Origin of the sequence: Pseudomonas sp. o96-267, from assembly GCF_003935465.1 — a bacterium.
Classification (GTDB): Bacteria; Pseudomonadota; Gammaproteobacteria; order Pseudomonadales; family Pseudomonadaceae; genus Aquipseudomonas; species Aquipseudomonas sediminis.
Map to the genome: position 1 here is coordinate 1 of NZ_RHQP01000011.1, position 17,980 is coordinate 17,980.

Genomic DNA, 17,980 nt, shown 5'->3' on the forward strand with positions numbered 1-17,980 from the left:
GTCGGCATGCTTGGCGCCATCGAGTTGGTGCAGGACAAGGCGACGCGCACACGTTATCCGGGTGACAAGGCGGTAGGAATGATCTGCCGCGGCCACTGTTTCAACAACGGTCTGATCATGCGCGCCGTGGGCGACACCATGATCATTGCGCCGCCTCTGGTGATCAGCCAGGCGGAAGTGGATGAGCTGGTAGAGAAAGCACGCAAGTGCCTGGATCTGACCCTGCGTGACCTGTCGGTCTGAAAGCCCGCAGTCACGGAAAGTTGTCAGCGGTGCCATGACCTTGCCAGACTGCGCCAGAGTGCGTGAGCCGACCTGATTGGAACGGTTTGCGCGACCTCTGGAATAACGACACAACAACAGGAGCTGTACGCATGAAAACATTCGGCAAGACCCTTCTCGCGTTGTCCCTGACCGCGGCCGTGGCAGGCGCTGCTCAGGCTGACGACAAGGTGCTGCATGTCTACAACTGGAGCGATTACATCGCCGAAGACACCCTGGCCAACTTCGAGAAGGAAACCGGCATCAAGGTCGTCTACGACGTCTTCGACAGCAACGAAGTACTGGAAGCCAAGTTGCTGGCTGGCAGCTCCGGTTACGATGTAGTGGTGCCGTCCAACCCCTTCCTGGCCAAGCAGATCAAGGCTGGCGTGTTCCAGAAACTGGACAAGTCCAAGCTGCCGAACTGGTCGAACCTGGACAAGGACCTGCTGCATGCGCTGGATCCGAGCGACCCGGGCAACCAGTACTCGATCCCTTACATGTGGGGCACCATCGGCATCGGCTACAACGTCGAGAAGGTCAAGGCCGTGCTCGGCGAAGACGCGCCGGTCGACTCCTGGGATCTGGTGTTCAAGCCCGAGAACATGGAAAAGCTGAAGTCTTGCGGCGTTTCCTTCCTCGATTCACCGACCGAGATTCTCCCGGCCGCTCTGCATTACCTGGGCTACGCCCCGGACAGCAGCGATAAGGGCGAGCTGCAGAAGGCCGAAGAGCTGTTCATGAAGATTCGTCCTTCGGTGGCTTACTTCCACAGCTCCAAGTACATCTCCGACCTGGCCAACGGCAACATCTGCGTCGCTATCGGCTACTCGGGCGACATCTACCAGAGCAAGGCACGCGCCGAAGAAGCGAAGAACGGTGTGGAAGTCGGCTACAACATTCCGAAGGAAGGCGCGGGTTCCTTCTTCGACATGTTGGCGGTGCCGGCTGACGCCAAGAACGTCGAAGCTGCACACGTGTTCCTCAACTACCTGATGGAGCCAGCGGTGATGGCCAACATCACCAACTACGTGCAGTTCCCCAACGGCAACGCCGCAGCCACGCCGCTGGTGGATGAAGCACTGCGTACCGATCCGGGCGTGTACCCGACTCCGGAAGTGCTGAAGAAGATCTACACCTTCCCGGACCTGGCTCCGGCGGTGCAGCGCACCATGACCCGCAGCTGGACCAAGATCAAGTCCGGTCGCTAAGCGACGAAGCAACGCCGCCTGGCGGGTTCGCCCGCCAGGTACCCAAATCGCAAGAAGAGGAAACGTCATGCGTCGTTCTACCCTGCTGGCTGGCCTGATCGCCGCTGCCATTGGTATGTCTGTTGCCCAGGCCGCCGACCGTGTGGTCAAGGTCTACAACTGGTCCGACTACATTGCGCCGGACACCATTACCGAGTTCGAGAAGGAAACCGGTATCAAGGTGGTGTATGACGTTTTCGACTCCAACGAAACCCTCGATGGCAAGCTGGCCACCGGCCAGAGCGGCTATGACGTGGTGGTTCCGACCAACCACTTCCTGGCCAAGCAGGTACGTGCCGGCACCTACCTGAAGCTGGATAAATCCAAGCTGCCCAATCTGGTCAATCTCGACCCGACCATCATGAAAAACCTGGCCGCGGGCGACCCCGGCAACGAATATTCGGTGCCCTACCTATGGGGCACCAACGGCATCGGCCTGAACGCCACCAAGGCGCGCGCCGTGCTCGGTGACGATGCACCACTGGATTCCTGGGAGCTGCTGTTCGACCCGAAATACGCGGAGAAGCTCGCCTCCTGCGGCATAGCATTGCTCGATTCGGGCGACGAAGTGCTGCCGCAAACGGTCAACTACCTGGGCCTGTCGCCGCATACCACCAAGCGTGAAGACTACGAGAAGGCCTATGAGCAGCTGATGAAGGTGCGCCCTTACATCACCTACTTCCATAGCTCCAAATTCATCTCCGACCTGGCCAACGGCAACATCTGCGCCGCCTTCGGCTACTCCGGCGACGTGCTGCAGGCCGCTGACCGCGCCGAAGAGGCCGGTCGTAGCGACGAGATCATCTACATCATTCCCAAGGAAGGCACCGCCATGTGGGCGGACCTGCTGGCCATTCCCAAGGACTCGAAGAACGTCGCCGAAGCCCACGAATTCATCAACTACCTGCTGCGCCCCGACGTGATCGCCAAGATCAGTGACTACGTCGCCTACGCCAACCCCAACCTCAAGGCCACCGAGCTGGTCGACGAGAGCGTACGGGACAACCCAGGCGTTTATCCCAGTGAGGAGGTCATGGCCAAACTCTACGTTGCCGAGGAGCGTACGCCCGAGGTGCAGCGTTGGCTGACCCGTGACTGGACGAGAATCAAAAGCGGCCGCTGATCGACGAACGATTTTCCTATAAAGTGCCGCGCCTTTTTCGGGCGGCACACAAAAACGAGGATGATACTGTGCGAGTTACCCTGCCCAAGTCTCTGATCGCGATGGCGGCTTCCGCCTTCTGTAGTGCCGCTCTGGCCCAGTCCACGGTGCACATCTACAACTGGAGCGATTACATCGGCGAAGAGACGCTGGCCAAGTTCGAAGCGAAAACCGGCATCAAGCCGATCTATGACGTCTTCGACTCCAACGAAACCCTCGAAGGCAAACTGCTCGCTGGCCGCAGCGGCTACGACGTGGTGGTGCCCTCCAACCATTTTCTCGGCAAGCAGATTCGCGCCGGCGCCTTCCAGCCGCTCGATCGCAGCAAGTTGAGCAATTGGGACAACCTCGATCCGGCGCTGCTCAAGCAACTGGAAACCAACGACCCCGGTAACCAGTACGCCGTGCCTTACCTGTGGGGCACCAATGGCATCGGCTACAACGTCGAGAAGGTCAAGGCTGCGCTCGGTGTCGAGGAGATCGACTCCTGGGCCGTGCTGTTCGAGCCGGAAAACATCAAGAAGCTCAGTGAATGCGGCGTCGCCTTCCTCGACTCGGGCGATGAAATGATCCCGGCCATGCTCAATTACCTGGGCCTGAACCCCAACAGCACCAACCCCGATGACTACGCCAAGGCCGAGGCCAAGCTGCTGGAGGTGCGTCCCTACGTCACCTACTTCCACAGCTCCAAGTACATTGGCGATCTGGCCAACGGCAATATCTGCGTGGCTGCCGGCTTCTCCGGCGACATCCTGCAGGCCGCCGACCGCGCCGACGAAGCCGGCAAGGGCATCGAAATCGCCTACAGCATCCCCAAGGAAGGCGCCAACCTCTGGTTCGACATGATGGCCATCCCGGCCGACGCGGCGAACGCCGAGCAGGCGCATGCCTTCATCAACTTTCTCCTCGAGCCTGAGGTGATCGCCGAAGTCAGTGACTACGTGGGTTATGCCAACCCCAATACCAAGGCGGACGAATTCATGGACGAGGAGGTCCGCAACGACCCGTCCGTGTACCCGCCTCAGTCGGTGCTAGACAAGCTGTACATCTCCGCCGAGCTGCCGGTGCGTGTGCAGCGCCTGATGACCCGCAGTTGGACCAAGGTCAAGTCGGGTCAGTAATCGTTCCTGCCCGGCCGCAGGGGTCGGGCACAATCTTCCGGGAGTTTTCCTAAATGGCTGTTGCCTCCAGCGCCTACAAAAAAGCCCTCGAGGGGGATCAGACACCGAAAGAGGTGCTGGTCAAGATCGATCGGGTGACCAAGAAGTTCGACGAGACCGTGGCCGTCGACGATGTCTCGTTGACCATCAATAAGGGCGAGATCTTCGCCCTGCTGGGTGGCTCCGGCTCCGGTAAGTCGACCCTGCTGCGCATGCTCGCCGGCTTCGAGCGGCCGACCGAAGGGCGCATCATCCTCGATGGCGTCGACATCACCGACATGCCGCCGTACCAGCGGCCGATCAACATGATGTTCCAGTCCTACGCGCTGTTCCCGCACATGACCGTGGCGCAGAACATCGCCTTCGGCCTGCAGCAGGACAAGCTGCCCAAGGCCGAGATCGACGAGCGCGTGGCCGAGATGCTCAAGCTCGTGCACATGACCCAGTACGCCAAGCGCAAGCCGCACCAGCTCTCCGGTGGCCAGCGCCAGCGCGTGGCTCTGGCTCGCTCGCTGGCCAAGCGTCCCAAACTGCTGCTGCTCGACGAGCCGATGGGCGCGCTGGACAAGAAACTGCGTTCGCAGATGCAACTGGAGCTGGTAGAGATCATCGAGCGCGTCGGCGTGACCTGCGTGATGGTGACCCACGACCAGGAAGAGGCCATGACCATGGCCCAGCGCATCGCCATCATGCACCTGGGCTGGATCGCCCAGACCGGCAGCCCGATCGACATCTACGAGACGCCAACCAGTCGCCTGGTGTGCGAGTTCATCGGCAACGTCAACCTGTTCGACGGCCAGATCACTACCGACGAGGTCGACCACGCGATCATCGACTGCCCGCAACTGGACAAGCCAATCTACATTGGCCACGGCGTCAGTACTCGCGCCGAGAACAAGTCCGTCAGCTACGCCCTGCGCCCCGAGAAGCTGCTGATGGCCACCGCACTGCCGGAAGACCACGAGCACCCCGAATACAACTGGAGCCGTGGCCACGTGCACGACATCGCCTACCTGGGCGGCCACTCGGTGTACCACGTCAAACTCACGTCCGGGCAGATCGTGCAGTGCTTCATCGCCAACGCCGAGCGCCGTGGTAAGCGTCCGACCTGGGACGACCCGGTAGTGGTTTACTGGGAAGACGACAGCGGCGTGGTACTGCAATCATGAAACCGAGCAAACTGGCGCGCTATCTGCCCAGTGGGCGGCATGCCGTTATCGGCATCCCGTTCCTCTGGTTGTTCATGTTCTTCCTGCTACCGTTCGTCATCGTGCTGAAGATCAGCTTCGCCGAGGCCGACGTGGCGATCCCGCCCTACACGGAAATCTACGAGTGGGCGGATAACAAGCTGACGCTGTTGCTGAACTTCGGCAACTACATCTTCCTCACCGAGGATGCGCTGTATCTGTCGGCCTACCTCGGTTCGTTGAAGGTTGCGTTGTTCAGCACCCTGCTGTGCCTGCTGATCGGCTACCCGATGGCCTACGCCATCGCTCGTGCGCCGAAGTCGCAGCAAACCGTGCTGTTGCTGCTGATCATGATGCCGACCTGGACCGCGATCCTGATCCGCGTCTACGCCTGGATGGGCATTCTCGGCAACAACGGTCTGCTTAACAGCCTGCTCATGGGCATTGGCCTGATCGATACGCCGCTGCAGATCCTCAACACCAACATCGCGGTCTATATCGGCGTCGTGTATTCCTACCTGCCGTTCATGATCCTGCCGCTCTACGCCAACCTGGTGAAGCACGACCTCAGCTTGCTGGAGGCGGCTTCTGACCTGGGCTCGAGCAACTTCAACAACTTCTGGAAGATTACCGTGCCGCTGTCGAAGAACGGCATCATCGCTGGTTCCATGCTGGTGTTCATTCCGGTGGTCGGCGAGTTCGTCATCCCCGAACTTCTCGGCGGCCCGGAGACCCTGATGATCGGCAAGGTGCTGTGGCAGGAGTTCTTCAACAACCGCGACTGGCCTGTAGCGTCCGCGCTGGCGGTGGTGATGCTGGCGATCCTGATCGTGCCCATCATCCTCTTCAACCGTAACCAAGCTAAAGAGCTGGAGGGCCGCCCATGAAACGTTTCAGTTTCTCCAGCATCATGCTCTGGGCCGGCCTGGTCTTCATCTACCTGCCCATGGTCATCCTGGTCGTCTACTCGTTCAACGCCTCGCGGCTGGTAACGGTGTGGGGCGGCTGGTCGGTGAAGTGGTACGTCGGCCTGCTGGATAACACCCAGCTGATGAACTCGGTGATGCGCTCGCTGGAAATCGCCTGCTACACCGCCATCGCGGCGGTGGCGCTGGGCACCCTGGCGGCCTTCGTGCTGACCCGCATCACCCACTTCAAGGGGCGTACCCTGTTCGGTGGCCTGGTCACTGCACCGCTGGTGATGCCGGAAGTGATCACCGGTCTGTCCCTGCTGCTGCTGTTCGTGCTGATGGCGCAACTGATCGGCTGGCCGATGCAGCGCGGCATGACCACCATCTGGATCGCTCACACCACCTTCTGCTCGGCCTATGTGGCGGTCGTGGTGTCGTCGCGTCTGCGTGAGCTGGACATGTCCATCGAAGAGGCGGCCATGGACCTGGGCGCACGGCCGTGGAAGGTGTTCTTCCTGATCACCGTACCGATGATCGCGCCGTCGCTGGCAGCGGGTGCGATGATGTCCTTCGCTCTGTCGCTGGACGATCTGGTTCTGGCCAGCTTCGTCTCCGGTCCTGGCTCGACCACTCTGCCGATGGAGATCTTCTCTGCCGTGCGTCTGGGGGTTAAACCGGAGATCAACGCCGTGGCCAGCCTGATCCTGCTGGCGGTGTCGTTCGCCACTTTCCTGGCCTGGTTCTTCGCCCATCGGGCCGAGGAAAAGCGCAAGAAGGCCATGCAGCAGGCCATGGACGAGACCACCAACCCGTCCTGGCAGCAGGTCGTAGACAGCCGTCGCAGCAACTAAACGTCTGGCTGAAAGCAAAAACGGGCCCCGCGGGGCCCGTTTTTCATGGTGTCACTGATCGGGGCGTTGTACCGCGGTCTGTATGAGCGGCTTCAGCCGCGAAGGTTGTGAGCGCCCAGCCGCTATTTCACCAACGCCTTCCAGGCCTTGAGGCTGTTCACGATCTGCGTCTGAGTCGCGCGCAGCTGACGCTGCTCGTCGTCCAGGTCCTGCTGCGCCAGTTCGTACAGCTTGTTCAGCTCGCCATACAGGCGGTCGACCTCGGGCACTTCCAGCACGCCGCGCGCCAGGCGCAGCCAGACCAGCAGGCGTTCCAGACGTGGCATCTGTTCGGCCAGATCCTCCGGCTGCTGCTGGTAGCGGCGCAGTTGCAGAGCGGTACCTTCTTCGTTCAACAGGGTCGGCAGCCAGTTGCCCAGAGCCGCGCTGCCCTGGCGGTTGCCACGATTGTTGCGCTCTGTCGTCCAGCTGCGTTGCAGCAGCCAGTGCGACAGTTTCAGCGACAGCAGACCCCAGCGGCAGCCGTCGAGCTCGGCGGCGAACAGCGCCGGAGCATTGCGCCGCATGCTGTCGTCGTCCTGACCTGCCGCCAGGCGCGGGCGCCAATCGTCGAGCAGGGCATCGAGTGCTTCGCGCAACTCGCGCGAGCTGGCGCGTGGCGCGGCCTGGCCGAGGCTGGCGAGCAGGGCGCGCAGGTCGATCAGTTGCTCCAGCCATTGCTGCAACAGGCTCCAATGGCCGTTCCAGCGATACTGCTCGGCCAGACGCTGGCTGGCGCCGAGCAGGTGCCAGGCGAGTGCGGCGAAGGCGTCGTCCAGGCTCATTTCGGGCGTCAAGGCGGGCGCCGGCAGGCTCAGGCTGTAACTGCCAGCATCGAACAGGCGATAGCCACGCTCGGCTTTGCTGATGTCACAAGGCATCAGCGGCAGTTCGGCGGCCAGCTCGCAGGCCAGCTCCAGCAGCGCAGCCGGTTCGCCCTGGCGCAGTTCCAGCTCCAGCTCGCAAATCTCTTCTTCGCCCTCGCCGGCGATGACCCTGCCCAGATCCAGCGCGGCCTCGATGACCACCTTGGCCTTGCCGCGACCCCAGGCGATTTCGGCCTTTTCGCGAACGAAGTCGGTGGTGAACAGCGGCTGCAGGGTTTTCTTGTCCAGCTCGGCCAGGCTGGCTGGCCAGCACGTGTCATCAAGTTTTTTCAGGTCGAGCTTGGCCTTGCTCAGGTACCAGTCCCACTCGTTACGCTCGGACAGGCCGGCGACGCTTTGGCCACGGCTCTTCAGCGTCTGAATGAACTGCTCGCCGTCACGGCGCAGGCGCAGGGCGACCTTGGCGCTGGCCAGGTCGCGGTCTGGTGTGTCGTAGTACTGGTTGAACAGTTCGCCGCGCTGCCAGCCACTCTTGTTGCGCTTCTTCAGCAGTGGGTGTTCGCGCAGGGCTGCCAGGGTGGTACGACTGACGCGCAGTTTGATTTCGGTTTCTTTGACCATGGTGGAGAGCTATGACGCCTTTTATGAAAATGTGACAGACCGATGACGCGCGCTGGCGAATGACGAATCCGGTCCCTATACTTGCGGCCTTCTCAAAACGGGGGCTTACCCTATGCCTATCAATCCCTTTGTCAGCCTGTTCGGTCGTTCACCCATCGGCCCCATGCAACAGCATATCGCCAAGGCCCACGAGTGCGCGGCGAACCTGGTTCCCTTCTTCGAGGCCATCATGGCCGAGGATTGGGCCAAGGTAGAACAGGTGCAACAGGAGATGTCCCGGCTGGAGCACGAGGCCGACAAGCTGAAGAAAAGCGTGCGCCTGCACCTGCCCAAGAGCCTGTTCCTGCCGGTGCCGCGTTCGGACCTGCTTGAGCTGCTCAGTGTACAGGACAAAGTCGCCAACCGTGCCAAGGACATCGCTGGTCTGATGCTCGGCCGGCAGATGGCTATTCCGCAGCCACTGCAGCCACTGGTGCGCACCTACGTACAGCGCAGTGTGGACGCCAGCGCCCAGGCGCTGAAGGCAATGAACGAATTGGACGAACTGCTCGAAACCGGTTTCGCCGGCCGCGAAGCAGTGCTGGTGGAAAACCTGATCGAGGAGCTCGGTTCGATCGAAAACGATACCGACCGCCTGCAGATCGAGGTGCGCCGCAACCTGTTCAAACTGGAGAAGGACCTTCCTCCGGTCGATGTGATGTTCCTCTATCAGATCATCGACTGGATCGGCGATGTCGCCGACCGTGCCCAACGAGTGGGCAACCGACTGGAACAACTGCTGGCGCGCTAAGCGCCAGTGTCCTTTCTGGGATCTACGGAAACTTACTTTATGTCTCTGATTGCGGACTACGGGCTGGTTCTGCTCGTCCTTGCCTGCCTTTTCGGTTTTTTCATGGCCTGGGGCGTCGGCGCCAATGATGTCGCCAACGCCATGGGTACGTCGGTCGGCTCACGCGCGCTGACCATCAAGCAGGCGATCATCATCGCCATGGTCTTCGAATTCGCTGGTGCCTATCTGGCTGGCGGCGAGGTGACCGAAACCATCAAGAACGGCATCGTCGATGCCAACATGATCAGCCCCAACCTGATGGTGCTGGGCATGATGTCGGCGTTGCTGGCGGCGGGTACCTGGCTGCTGGTCGCTTCGACGCGTGGCTGGCCAGTATCGACCACGCACACCATCGTCGGTGCGGTGATCGGCTTCGCTGCGGTTGGCGTGTCGATGGATGCGGTGCACTGGAGTGGCGTTGGCCCCATCGTCGCCAGTTGGGTGGTCACGCCAATGCTGGCCGGTATCATCTCCTTCTGCCTGTTCGTCAGCGTGCAGAAGCTGATCATCGACACCGACAATCCCTTCCTCAACGCCAAGCGTTACGTGCCGCTGTACATGTTCATCACCGGCTTCATGATCTCGCTGATGACCATGACCAAGGGCCTCAAGCACGTCGGTCTGAACCTCTCCAGCACCGAAGGCTTCATGCTTTCGATCGGTGTCGGTGTGCTGGTCATGCTGATCGGTATCGCGCTGCTCAGCCGCATCCATGTCGATGCCGAGGCGGACAAGGCCTTCCACTTCTCCAGCGTGGAGAAGGTGTTCGCCATCCTGATGATTTTCACCGCCTGCGCCATGGCCTTCGCCCACGGTTCCAACGACGTGGCTAATGCCGTTGGTCCGCTGGCCGCCATCGTCGGCGTGATCCAAAGCGGCGGTGAACTGGCCGCGGGTGAGAAGTCCATCGTTCCAGGCTGGATCCTGCTGCTGGGTGCACTGGGTATCGTGGTCGGTCTGGCCACTTATGGCTACAAGGTCATCGCCACCATCGGCAAGGAAATCACCGAGCTGACTCCTAGCCGTGGTTTTGCTGCCGAACTGGCTGCCGCTACCACCGTGGTCAGTGCTTCGGGCCTGGGGCTGCCGGTTTCCACCACCCACACCCTGGTCGGTGCGATTCTCGGTGTCGGCCTGGCGCGCGGTATCGGTGCGCTGAACCTGGGCATGATCGGCAAGATCTTCCTGTCCTGGATCATCACTCTGCCGGCCGGTGCGATTCTGTCGATCATCTTCTTCTTCATTCTGCGTTTGCTGTTCGGCGGAGTCTGATTCCACTTCGGCGGTTTCACCGACAGGACGATGCCCCTATGATGGGACATCGTTTTAGGAGATCGCCGATGCCCCTGCCGTCCTTTCAAGAGCAGTTCGCTGCGCTGATCGCTGCGCCATCGGTTAGCTGCACCCAGCCCAATTGGGACCAGAGCAACTCGCCCGTCATCGAGCTACTCGCTGCCTGGCTCGGTGATCTGGGCTTTACCTGCGAAACCCAGCAGATCGCCCCCGGCAAATTCAACCTGCTCGCCGGCTATGGCAGTGGCCCAGGTGGTCTGGTGCTGGCTGGGCATAGCGATACCGTGCCCTTCGATGCCGCGCTATGGCAGAGCGACCCACTCAAGCTGACCGAGGTTGGTGACCGTTGGGTGGGCCTTGGCAGTTGCGACATGAAAGGTTTTTTTGCCCTGGCGATCGAAGCCGTGCGGCCGCTGCTCGATCAGCCTTTCCAGCAACCGCTGCTGATCCTTGCTACCTGTGATGAAGAGAGCTCCATGGCCGGTGCCCGTGCCCTGGCCGATGCTGGCCGGCCGCTTGGTCGTGCAGCGGTGATCGGCGAGCCCACCGGCCTCAAGCCGATTCGCCTGCACAAGGGCGTGATGATGGAGCGCATCGATATTCTTGGGCAGAGCGGCCATTCCTCCGATCCGGCGCTTGGCCACAGCGCGCTGGAGGCCATGCAGGACGTGATGGGGGAGTTGCGCGGCCTGCGCGCGCAGTGGCAGCGCGAGTTCAACAACCCGCAGTTCAGCGTGCCGCAGCCGACGCTGAACCTCGGCTGCATCCACGGAGGCGACAATCCCAATCGAATCTGTGGCCAGTGCGCGCTGGAGTTCGACCTGCGCCCGCTGCCAGGCATGGACCCGGAACAACTGCGTGAGGCAATTCGCGGTAAGTTGCAGCCGCTGGCGCTCAAGCATCAGGTGCGCATCGACTATGGCCCGCTGTTCCCGGCCGTACCGCCCTTCGAGCAGCGCGCCGATGCCGAGCTGGTGCGTCTGGCCGAACGGCTGACCGGGCACACGGCCCAGGCGGTGGCATTCGGTACCGAAGCGCCTTATCTTCAGCAGCTTGGCTGCGAGACGCTGGTGCTTGGCCCCGGCGATATTAATTGTGCACACCAGCCCGGGGAACACCTGGAGCTGGCCCGCATCGAACCTACTGTGGCCATACTGCGCCAACTGATCCAACACTACTGTCTGACCCGGAGTGACGACGTGCAGCGACGATGAGAGCGACTCTCTAACCGAACATGACGGCTATGCCCGTCCTACGTCTCGACGCTAATGGATTGCTCATGCACGACTACGTCACCTGGTTACGCCACGCTTCGCCTTACATCAACGCCCATCGCGACTGCACCTTCGTGGTCATGCTGCCGGGCGAGGGTGTTGCCCATCCGAATTTCGCCAATATCGTCCACGACCTGGTGCTGCTGCACAGCCTCGGCGTGCGTCTGGTGCTGGTGCATGGCTCGCGCCCGCAGATCGAGGCGCGCCTCGCTGCCCGTGGTCTGACCCCGCATTACCATCGCGACCTGCGCATCACCGACGCACCGACCCTGGAATGCGTGATCGATGCCGTCGGCCAGCTGCGCATCGCCATCGAGGCGCGTCTGTCGATGGACATGGCCGCCTCACCGATGCAGGGCTCGCGCCTGCGCCTGACCAGCGGCAACTTCGTCACCGCGCGGCCGATCGGCGTAGTCGATGGCGTCGACTACCACCACACCGGCGAAGTACGGCGCATCGACCGCAAGGGCATCAATCGTCAGCTCGACGAACGCAGCATCGTGCTGCTGTCGCCCCTGGGCTATTCGCCCACCGGGGAAATCTTCAACCTGGCCTGCGAGGACGTTGCCACCCGCGCCGCGGTCGACCTGGGCGCAGACAAGCTGCTGCTGTTCGGCGCCGAGGATGGCCTGCTCGATGAAAACGGCAAGCTGGTGCGCGAACTGCGTCCGCAACAGGTGCCGGCGCATCTGGCCCGGCTGGGCAGCAACTATCAGGGCGAGCTACTCGATGCTGCTGCCGAAGCCTGTCGTGGTGGCGTGAAGCGTAGCCATATCGTCAGTTATGCCACCGATGGCGCGTTGCTCAGCGAACTGTTCACCCGTACTGGCAACGGTACCCTGGTGGCCCAGGAGCAGTTCGAATCCCTGCGCGAGGCGACCATCGAAGACGTCGGTGGTTTGATCGAGCTGATCAGTCCGCTGGAAGAACAGGGCATTCTGGTGCGCCGTTCACGTGAGGTACTGGAGCGCGAGATTGAGCAGTTCAGCATCGTCGAGCGCGAAGGGCTGATCATTGCCTGTGCGGCGTTGTATCCCCTCGCCGATTCCGACTGTGGCGAGCTGGCCTGTCTGGCCGTCAATCCCGACTATCGCCACGGCGGTCGTGGTGACGAGTTGCTCGAGCGAATCGAGGCGCGGGCGCGGGCACAGGGGATCAAGACCCTGTTCGTACTCACCACCCGTACCGCCCACTGGTTCCGCGAGCGCGGCTTCGAGCCAAGCAGCGTCGAGCGCATGCCCACCGCGCGGGCGTCGCTGTACAACTACCAGCGCAATTCGAAGGTGTTTGAGAAGGCGTTGTAGGAAGACAAATGCGATGAGTGGGAGGGTCTCTAGCCGCGAGGGATGAACCAGTCGCGGCTAAAGCCCCTCCCACAATGCGTTCAGAGTGTCAGGCGCTGTGCTGCTGTAAGCGCATCTGCTCGAAGCCGTCATCCCAACCGGCCTCCCAGGCGGCAGCGGGGATTTCGGCAGGGTAGGGCTGGCGAGTTCTGGGCTGGCCAGTGAGGCCGGCCATATAACCTTGCTGGTAGGCCTTGGTCAGGCTCTCCAGGCTCCATTGCGGCGTGGCGTCATCGGCCATGGGCGCTGCTCGTCTATCGTCCTTTACCCGGCAATGCTAGCTGGCGGAGCGGCCATAGGTATGGCCGCCCATCCTGGCTTTTGCTCCGCTGGTTTGCTTTGTGACGCAGTCGACGCTTCGTCGCCCGTGCAACCGGACACGTAGAGTGCGCCGCACGCACCGCGGTTACCCGGTGCGTACTGGTGCGCGCGGCCCTGGCTGCGTTGAGACCTAGACAGCCAGCGCCAGGATGCTCGCCTGGTAAGCCGCGACGAAGGCGTCGAAATCGCCTGTGGGCTGCGCCTCCAGCTCCGCCTGCGCGGCCAGCGAGTCGTGCGCGGTCTGTTCGAAAGCCTGCTGCTGCTGTGGGCTGAGCGGCTGAGCGCGGAAGTATTCGGCGTGACGCTGGCTCTGCTGCAGGGCGAACTCGGTAAAGCTCTTGCCCTGACGCAGAATCGCCAGCACCTGCGCCGACGGCGTCATTTCCACATCCGCGACCTTGGCTTGTTGCTGCGCCAGGGCCTCGACGTGCGCATTGCCGTCCTGGCTGCGATCGAGCAGTTCGGCCAACGGCAGAATGCGCTCGAGCAATTCGCTGGCCCAGACCTTGAGCTCCACCTGCTGGCTACCTTTCTGCAGGTGCAGGCCGGGACGACGCCCCTCCTTGACCACCTTGAGGAAGTTGCTGGTGCAACTGCTGCACTCGCCGTTCTCCAGCAGCGGGCTGTCTTCCAGGGCACAGAACAGCAGGAACGCGTCGATGAAGCGCGCTTGCGCCACGTCGATGCCTAACGGCAGGAAGGGGTTGATGTCGAGGCAGCGTACTTCCACGTATTGCACGCCACGGCTCATCAGCGCCTGTATCGGTCGTTCGCCGCTGTAGGTGACGCGTTTCGGGCGGATGCTCGAGTAGTACTCGTTCTCGATCTGCAGGATGTTGGTGTTCAGCTGCAGCCATTCGTCGCCGCGCTTGGTTCCTGCCTCGACATAGGCCGGATAGGGCGTGCCCACCGCCAGACGCAGGCTGTCGGTGTAGCTGGCCAGGTCGTTGTAGCAGGGGGTGAGGCCGGACTGTGCGTTGCTCTGGTAGCCCAGGTCGCTCATGCGCAGGCTGGTGGCGTAGGGCAGGTACAGGGTGTCTGCGTCCAGTTCCTGAAGGTGGTGCGGGCGGCCACGCATGAAGCCTTTGTCCAGCGCCGGCGAGGCACCGAACAGGTACATCAGCAGCCAGCTGTAGCGACGGAAGTTGCGGATCAGCGAGATATAGCGGGCCGACTGATAGTCACGCGCACTCTGTTCGTTGCCTTCGCTCTGCTGTTGCAGCTGCCACAGCCCCTCGGGCAGGGAGAAGTTGTAGTGGATGCCGGCGATGCACTGCATGGTCTTGCCGTAACGCAGTGCCAGGCCCTTGCGGTACACGTACTTGAGGCGGCCGATGTTGGAGCTGCCGTAGCGAGCGATGGGAATCGTCTCTTCGTCCGGCAACTGGCAGGGCATCGACGGGCTCCACAGCAGTTCGTCATCGAGCTTGTCGTAGGCGAAGCGGTGGATGCCTTCCAGCTCGGCGAGGGTGGCGGCTGGGTCGTTGGCGGTGCCGGTGATGAACTCCAGCAGCGACTCGGAATAATCGGTGGTGATCTGCGCATGGGTCAGCGCCGAGCCCAGCGCCTGCGGGTGCGGGGTCAGGGCCAGCTGGCCGTCGCGATCGACGCGCAGGCATTCGCGCTCGATGCCGTGCAGGCACTCACCCAGCAGGGACAGGTTGGCCGGCTCGCCGAGCTGAGCCAGGCGGCGGGAGAGAAGATCGCTCAAGATGCAATTCCTAACTGGGCAGTCGCCACAATATGGGGATCGCCCCTGCACTCTGCAAGGGGCGAACGGTTTCCCAGATTAGACCAGCTCGAGCGGCGCCGATTACACGCAGGCGAAGGTGCCTTGTGCCTTGGCGACCAGCTTGTCGCCTTGCAGCACTTCGGCCTCGACCACCTGGGTACGGCGCCCAGCGTGCAGCACCTTGGCATGGCACAGCACGCTGCCCTCGGACACCGGACGGATGTAGTTGATCTTGCACTCCAGGGTCACGCTGCTCGGGCCGCCATCGCCCAGGCTGTGGCTGGCCTGACCCATGGCGGTATCGATCAGCGAGAACAGTGCGCCGCCGTGCAGCTTGCCGTGCAGGTTGCGCAGCTCGTCGGTGAGGGTCAGGCGCACGCGCGCCTCGCCGCCGCCGACCTGGAGTATCTCCAGGCCGAGCAGGCGGGAAAAGGCGCTGCTGGCGCCGACGTTGCTTTCCGTACTCATTTCTTCAACTGCTTGGCGTTGGCGAACAGGGCGGCCATACCGCCGTTGGCGGGTGCCGGTTTGTCCTGGCTGGAATGACGCTCGCTGCGTGGGGTATTGCCGCCACGGTTGCCACCGCGCGACTGGCCACCACGTGCGCCTTCGACTTTCTCGCCCGGGGTATCGCCCATGCGCATGGACAGGGCGATGCGGTTACGCGGGATATCCACTTCCATCACCTTGACCTTGACCACGTCGCCGGCCTTGACCGCTTCGTGTGGGTCCTTGATGAATTTCTCCGACAGCGCGCTGATGTGTACCAGGCCGTCCTGGTGCACGCCGATGTCGACGAAGGCACCGAAGTTGGTGACGTTGGTTACCACGCCTTCGAGGACCATGCCCAGTTCGAGGTCCTTGAGGGTTTCCACGCCTTCCTGGAACTCGGCGGTCTTGAACTCCGGGCGCGGGTCGCGGCCGGGCTTGTCCAGTTCCTTGAGGATGTCGCCGACGGTGACCAGGCCAAAGCGCTCATCGGTGAACTTGGCCGGATCGAGGCGCTTGAGGAAGCCCGAATCGCCGATCAGCGAGCGGATATCGCGCTCGGTACCAGCGGCGATGCGCTCGACCAACGGATAGGTTTCCGGGTGCACGGCAGAGGCGTCCAGCGGGTTGTCGCCGTTCATCACACGGAGGAAGCCGGCAGCTTGTTCGAAGGTCTTCTCGCCCAGGCGCGGTACCTGCTTGAGTGCTGCGCGGCTGGCGAAGGCGCCGTTGGCATCGCGGTATTGCACGATGTTCTGCGCCAGGGTCGTGTTGAGGCCGGAAATGCGCGCCAGCAGGGCAGCGGAGGCTGTGTTCACATCGACGCCGACGGCGTTCACACAGTCCTCGACTACGGCGTCCAGGCTACGCGCCAGCTTGAGCTGCGACACGTCGTGCTGGTATTGGCCGACGCCAATGGATTTCGGGTCGATCTTCACCAGCTCAGCCAGCGGGTCCTGCAGGCGGCGGGCGATGCTTACTGCGCCACGCAGCGACACGTCGAGATCGGGGAATTCACGGGCAGCCAGTTCCGAGGCCGAATACACCGAGGCGCCGGCCTCGGAGACCATCACCTTGGTCAGCTTCAGGCCCGGCAACTTCTTGATCAGCTCCGCAGCCAGCTTGTCGGTCTCGCGGCTGGCGGTGCCGTTGCCGATGGAGATCAGGTCGACGCCATGCTTGGCGCAGAGTTTGGCGAGGATCGCCAGGGTGCCGTCCCAGTCGTTGCGCGGGGCGTGCGGGTAGACGGTAGCGGTTTCGAGCACCTTGCCGGTGGCGTCGACCACCGCCACCTTGCAGCCGGTGCGCAGGCCCGGGTCGAGTGCCAGGGTGGCACGTGGGCCAGCCGGGGCAGCCAGCAGCAGGTCGTGCAGGTTACGTGCGAACACGGCAATCGCCTCGTCCTCGGCCTTCTCGCGCAGCTCGCCGAGCAGGTCGGTTTCCAGGTGGCTATAGAGCTTGACCTTCCAGGTCCAGCGCACCACTTCACCCAGCCATTTATCCGCCGGGCGGCCTTGCGCGCTGATACCGAAGCGCTCGCCGATCATCAGTTCGCACGGATGCAATGCGCCCGGCAGCTCTTCGCCAACCTTCAGGCTGGAGCTGAGAATGCCTTCGTTGCGCCCGCGGAAAATCGCCAGCGCGCGGTGCGACGGCACGCCCTTGAGCGCTTCGTCGTGCTCGAAGTAATCGCTGAACTTGGCGCCTTCGTTTTCCTTGCCCGGCACCAGGCGAGCGCTGAGGGTGGCGTTGTCCTTGAGGAAGCTGCGCAGCTTGTCCAGCAGCGCGGCGTCTTCGGCAAAGCGCTCCATGAGGATGTACTTGGCGCCTTCGAGCACGGCCTTGACGTCGGCGAAGCCCTTTTCGGCGTCGATGAAGCGCTCGGCTTCCTGCTCGGGCGTCAGGCTCGGGTCGTTGAACAGTGCATCGGCCAGCTCGCCGAGGCCAGCTTCCAGGGCGATCTGGCCCTTGGTGCGGCGCTTTTGCTTGTACGGCAGGTAGAGGTCTTCGAGGCGCGTCTTGGTGTCGGCCAGGTTGATCTCGCGCTTGAGTTCGTGGGTCAGCTTGCCCTGCTCCTCGATGCTGGCAAGGATCGCCGTACGGCGCTCGTCCAGCTCGCGCAGGTAGCGCAGGCGCTCTTCCAGGTGGCGCAGCTGGGTATCGTCGAGGCTGCCGGTCACTTCTTTACGATAACGGGCGATGAAGGGCACTGTGGAGCCTTCGTCGAGCAGGGCCACGGCGGCGGCAACCTGTTGCGGGCGCACGCCCAGTTCATCGGCGATACGGTTGTTGATGCTATCCATATGAAAACTACCCACTGAAGCGACAGGGCGGCCGCAAAGACGCTGGCCAGACACGAAAGCGGCGCATTATAAACACCGCATTCGCGAGAGCTGCGAACCGTTGGGGAAAAATCTGCTAACAATGGCT

At 62.4% G+C, this 17,980-nt stretch carries 15 protein-coding genes and 1 pseudogene; 11 read left to right on the forward strand and 5 right to left on the reverse strand.

Features of this window, described 5'->3' with window-relative positions:
- The 7 genes and pseudogenes from EGJ86_RS09500 to EGJ86_RS09530 all read left to right on the forward strand — a co-directional run.
- Nucleotides 1-243, forward strand: a pseudogene (locus EGJ86_RS09500) (aminotransferase class III-fold pyridoxal phosphate-dependent enzyme); the annotation flags it as partial.
- Nucleotides 244-374: 131 nt separating this feature from the next.
- Nucleotides 375-1,472, forward strand: a complete 1,098-nt coding sequence (locus EGJ86_RS09505; protein WP_125834923.1) for a polyamine ABC transporter substrate-binding protein — start codon at nucleotides 375-377, stop codon at nucleotides 1,470-1,472.
- 67 nt (nucleotides 1,473-1,539) lie between these two features.
- Nucleotides 1,540-2,634: a polyamine ABC transporter substrate-binding protein gene (locus tag EGJ86_RS09510; RefSeq protein WP_125834924.1), complete on the forward strand. Its 1,095-nt coding sequence runs from the start codon at nucleotides 1,540-1,542 to the stop codon at nucleotides 2,632-2,634.
- 68 nt (nucleotides 2,635-2,702) lie between these two features.
- Entirely contained in the window at nucleotides 2,703-3,794 is a 1,092-nt protein-coding gene (locus tag EGJ86_RS09515; RefSeq protein ID WP_106733604.1) for a polyamine ABC transporter substrate-binding protein, read from the forward strand.
- 53 nt (nucleotides 3,795-3,847) lie between these two features.
- Nucleotides 3,848-5,002, forward strand: a complete 1,155-nt coding sequence (gene potA, locus EGJ86_RS09520; protein ID WP_099522939.1) for a polyamine ABC transporter ATP-binding protein — start codon at nucleotides 3,848-3,850, stop codon at nucleotides 5,000-5,002.
- 23 nt (nucleotides 5,003-5,025) lie between these two features.
- Nucleotides 5,026-5,907, forward strand: a complete 882-nt coding sequence (locus EGJ86_RS09525; RefSeq protein ID WP_166432385.1) for an ABC transporter permease subunit — start codon at nucleotides 5,026-5,028, stop codon at nucleotides 5,905-5,907.
- Nucleotides 5,904-6,782, forward strand: coding sequence for an ABC transporter permease subunit (locus tag EGJ86_RS09530; protein ID WP_125834925.1), 879 nt, complete (start codon nucleotides 5,904-5,906; stop codon nucleotides 6,780-6,782). The genes EGJ86_RS09525 and EGJ86_RS09530 overlap by 4 nt, the downstream gene beginning before the upstream one ends.
- Before the next feature lie 122 nt (nucleotides 6,783-6,904).
- Here the strand turns inward: EGJ86_RS09530 and EGJ86_RS09535 are convergent, their stop codons facing one another.
- Nucleotides 6,905-8,269, reverse strand: a complete 1,365-nt coding sequence (locus tag EGJ86_RS09535; RefSeq protein ID WP_106733606.1) for an inorganic triphosphatase — start codon at nucleotides 8,267-8,269, stop codon at nucleotides 6,905-6,907.
- Nucleotides 8,270-8,381: 112 nt separating this feature from the next.
- Between EGJ86_RS09535 and EGJ86_RS09540 the strand changes: the two genes are divergently transcribed.
- From EGJ86_RS09540 to argA, 4 genes are all read left to right on the forward strand, one after another.
- On the forward strand, nucleotides 8,382-9,059 hold the full coding sequence (locus EGJ86_RS09540; protein ID WP_099522935.1) for a TIGR00153 family protein: 678 nt from the start codon (nucleotides 8,382-8,384) through the stop codon (nucleotides 9,057-9,059).
- Nucleotides 9,060-9,098: 39 nt separating this feature from the next.
- Nucleotides 9,099-10,370: an inorganic phosphate transporter gene (locus EGJ86_RS09545; protein WP_099522934.1), complete on the forward strand. Its 1,272-nt coding sequence runs from the start codon at nucleotides 9,099-9,101 to the stop codon at nucleotides 10,368-10,370.
- A gap of 68 nt (nucleotides 10,371-10,438) precedes the next feature.
- Complete coding sequence (argE, locus tag EGJ86_RS09550; RefSeq protein ID WP_148100089.1) at nucleotides 10,439-11,605, forward strand: acetylornithine deacetylase; 1,167 nt, start codon at nucleotides 10,439-10,441, stop codon at nucleotides 11,603-11,605.
- Between the two features lie 65 nt (nucleotides 11,606-11,670).
- Nucleotides 11,671-12,969 (forward strand): amino-acid N-acetyltransferase, encoded by a 1,299-nt coding sequence (argA, locus tag EGJ86_RS09555; RefSeq protein WP_125834927.1) that lies wholly within the window; start codon nucleotides 11,671-11,673, stop codon nucleotides 12,967-12,969.
- Nucleotides 12,970-13,057: 88 nt separating this feature from the next.
- On the opposite strand, the gene rmf is transcribed toward argA, so the two are convergent.
- From rmf to EGJ86_RS09575, 4 genes are all read right to left on the reverse strand, one after another.
- Nucleotides 13,058-13,249 carry a ribosome modulation factor gene (gene rmf / locus EGJ86_RS09560; protein ID WP_106733608.1) on the reverse strand — a complete coding sequence of 64 codons (192 nt, stop codon included), beginning with the start codon at nucleotides 13,247-13,249 and terminating at the stop codon, nucleotides 13,058-13,060.
- Nucleotides 13,250-13,459: 210 nt separating this feature from the next.
- Nucleotides 13,460-15,040, reverse strand: a complete 1,581-nt coding sequence (gshA, locus tag EGJ86_RS09565) for a glutamate--cysteine ligase (RefSeq protein WP_125834928.1) — start codon at nucleotides 15,038-15,040, stop codon at nucleotides 13,460-13,462.
- A gap of 102 nt (nucleotides 15,041-15,142) precedes the next feature.
- Complete coding sequence (locus EGJ86_RS09570; protein WP_125834929.1) at nucleotides 15,143-15,529, reverse strand: PaaI family thioesterase; 387 nt, start codon at nucleotides 15,527-15,529, stop codon at nucleotides 15,143-15,145.
- Nucleotides 15,526-17,853, reverse strand: a complete 2,328-nt coding sequence (locus EGJ86_RS09575; protein WP_125834930.1) for a Tex family protein — start codon at nucleotides 17,851-17,853, stop codon at nucleotides 15,526-15,528. The genes EGJ86_RS09570 and EGJ86_RS09575 overlap by 4 nt, the downstream gene beginning before the upstream one ends.
- Nucleotides 17,854-17,980: the final 127 nt, after the last annotated feature.

Bases quoted from the DNA above. Each gene is read 5' to 3' on its own strand.
- EGJ86_RS09545 (WP_099522934.1), top strand. From the start codon at position 9,099: ATGTCTCTGATTGCGGACTACGGGCTGGTTCTGCTCGTCCTTGCCTGC.
- EGJ86_RS09575 (WP_125834930.1), bottom strand. From the start codon at position 17,853: ATGGATAGCATCAACAACCGTATCGCCGATGAACTGGGCGTGCGCCCG.
- argA (WP_125834927.1), top strand. From the start codon at position 11,671: ATGCACGACTACGTCACCTGGTTACGCCACGCTTCGCCTTACATCAAC.
- EGJ86_RS09570 (WP_125834929.1), bottom strand. From the start codon at position 15,529: ATGAGTACGGAAAGCAACGTCGGCGCCAGCAGCGCCTTTTCCCGCCTG.
- rmf (WP_106733608.1), bottom strand. From the start codon at position 13,249: ATGGCCGATGACGCCACGCCGCAATGGAGCCTGGAGAGCCTGACCAAG.
- argE (WP_148100089.1), top strand. From the start codon at position 10,439: ATGCCCCTGCCGTCCTTTCAAGAGCAGTTCGCTGCGCTGATCGCTGCG.
- EGJ86_RS09510 (WP_125834924.1), top strand. From the start codon at position 1,540: ATGCGTCGTTCTACCCTGCTGGCTGGCCTGATCGCCGCTGCCATTGGT.
- EGJ86_RS09535 (WP_106733606.1), bottom strand. From the start codon at position 8,269: ATGGTCAAAGAAACCGAAATCAAACTGCGCGTCAGTCGTACCACCCTG.
- potA (WP_099522939.1), top strand. From the start codon at position 3,848: ATGGCTGTTGCCTCCAGCGCCTACAAAAAAGCCCTCGAGGGGGATCAG.
- EGJ86_RS09530 (WP_125834925.1), top strand. From the start codon at position 5,904: ATGAAACGTTTCAGTTTCTCCAGCATCATGCTCTGGGCCGGCCTGGTC.
- EGJ86_RS09540 (WP_099522935.1), top strand. From the start codon at position 8,382: ATGCCTATCAATCCCTTTGTCAGCCTGTTCGGTCGTTCACCCATCGGC.
- EGJ86_RS09505 (WP_125834923.1), top strand. From the start codon at position 375: ATGAAAACATTCGGCAAGACCCTTCTCGCGTTGTCCCTGACCGCGGCC.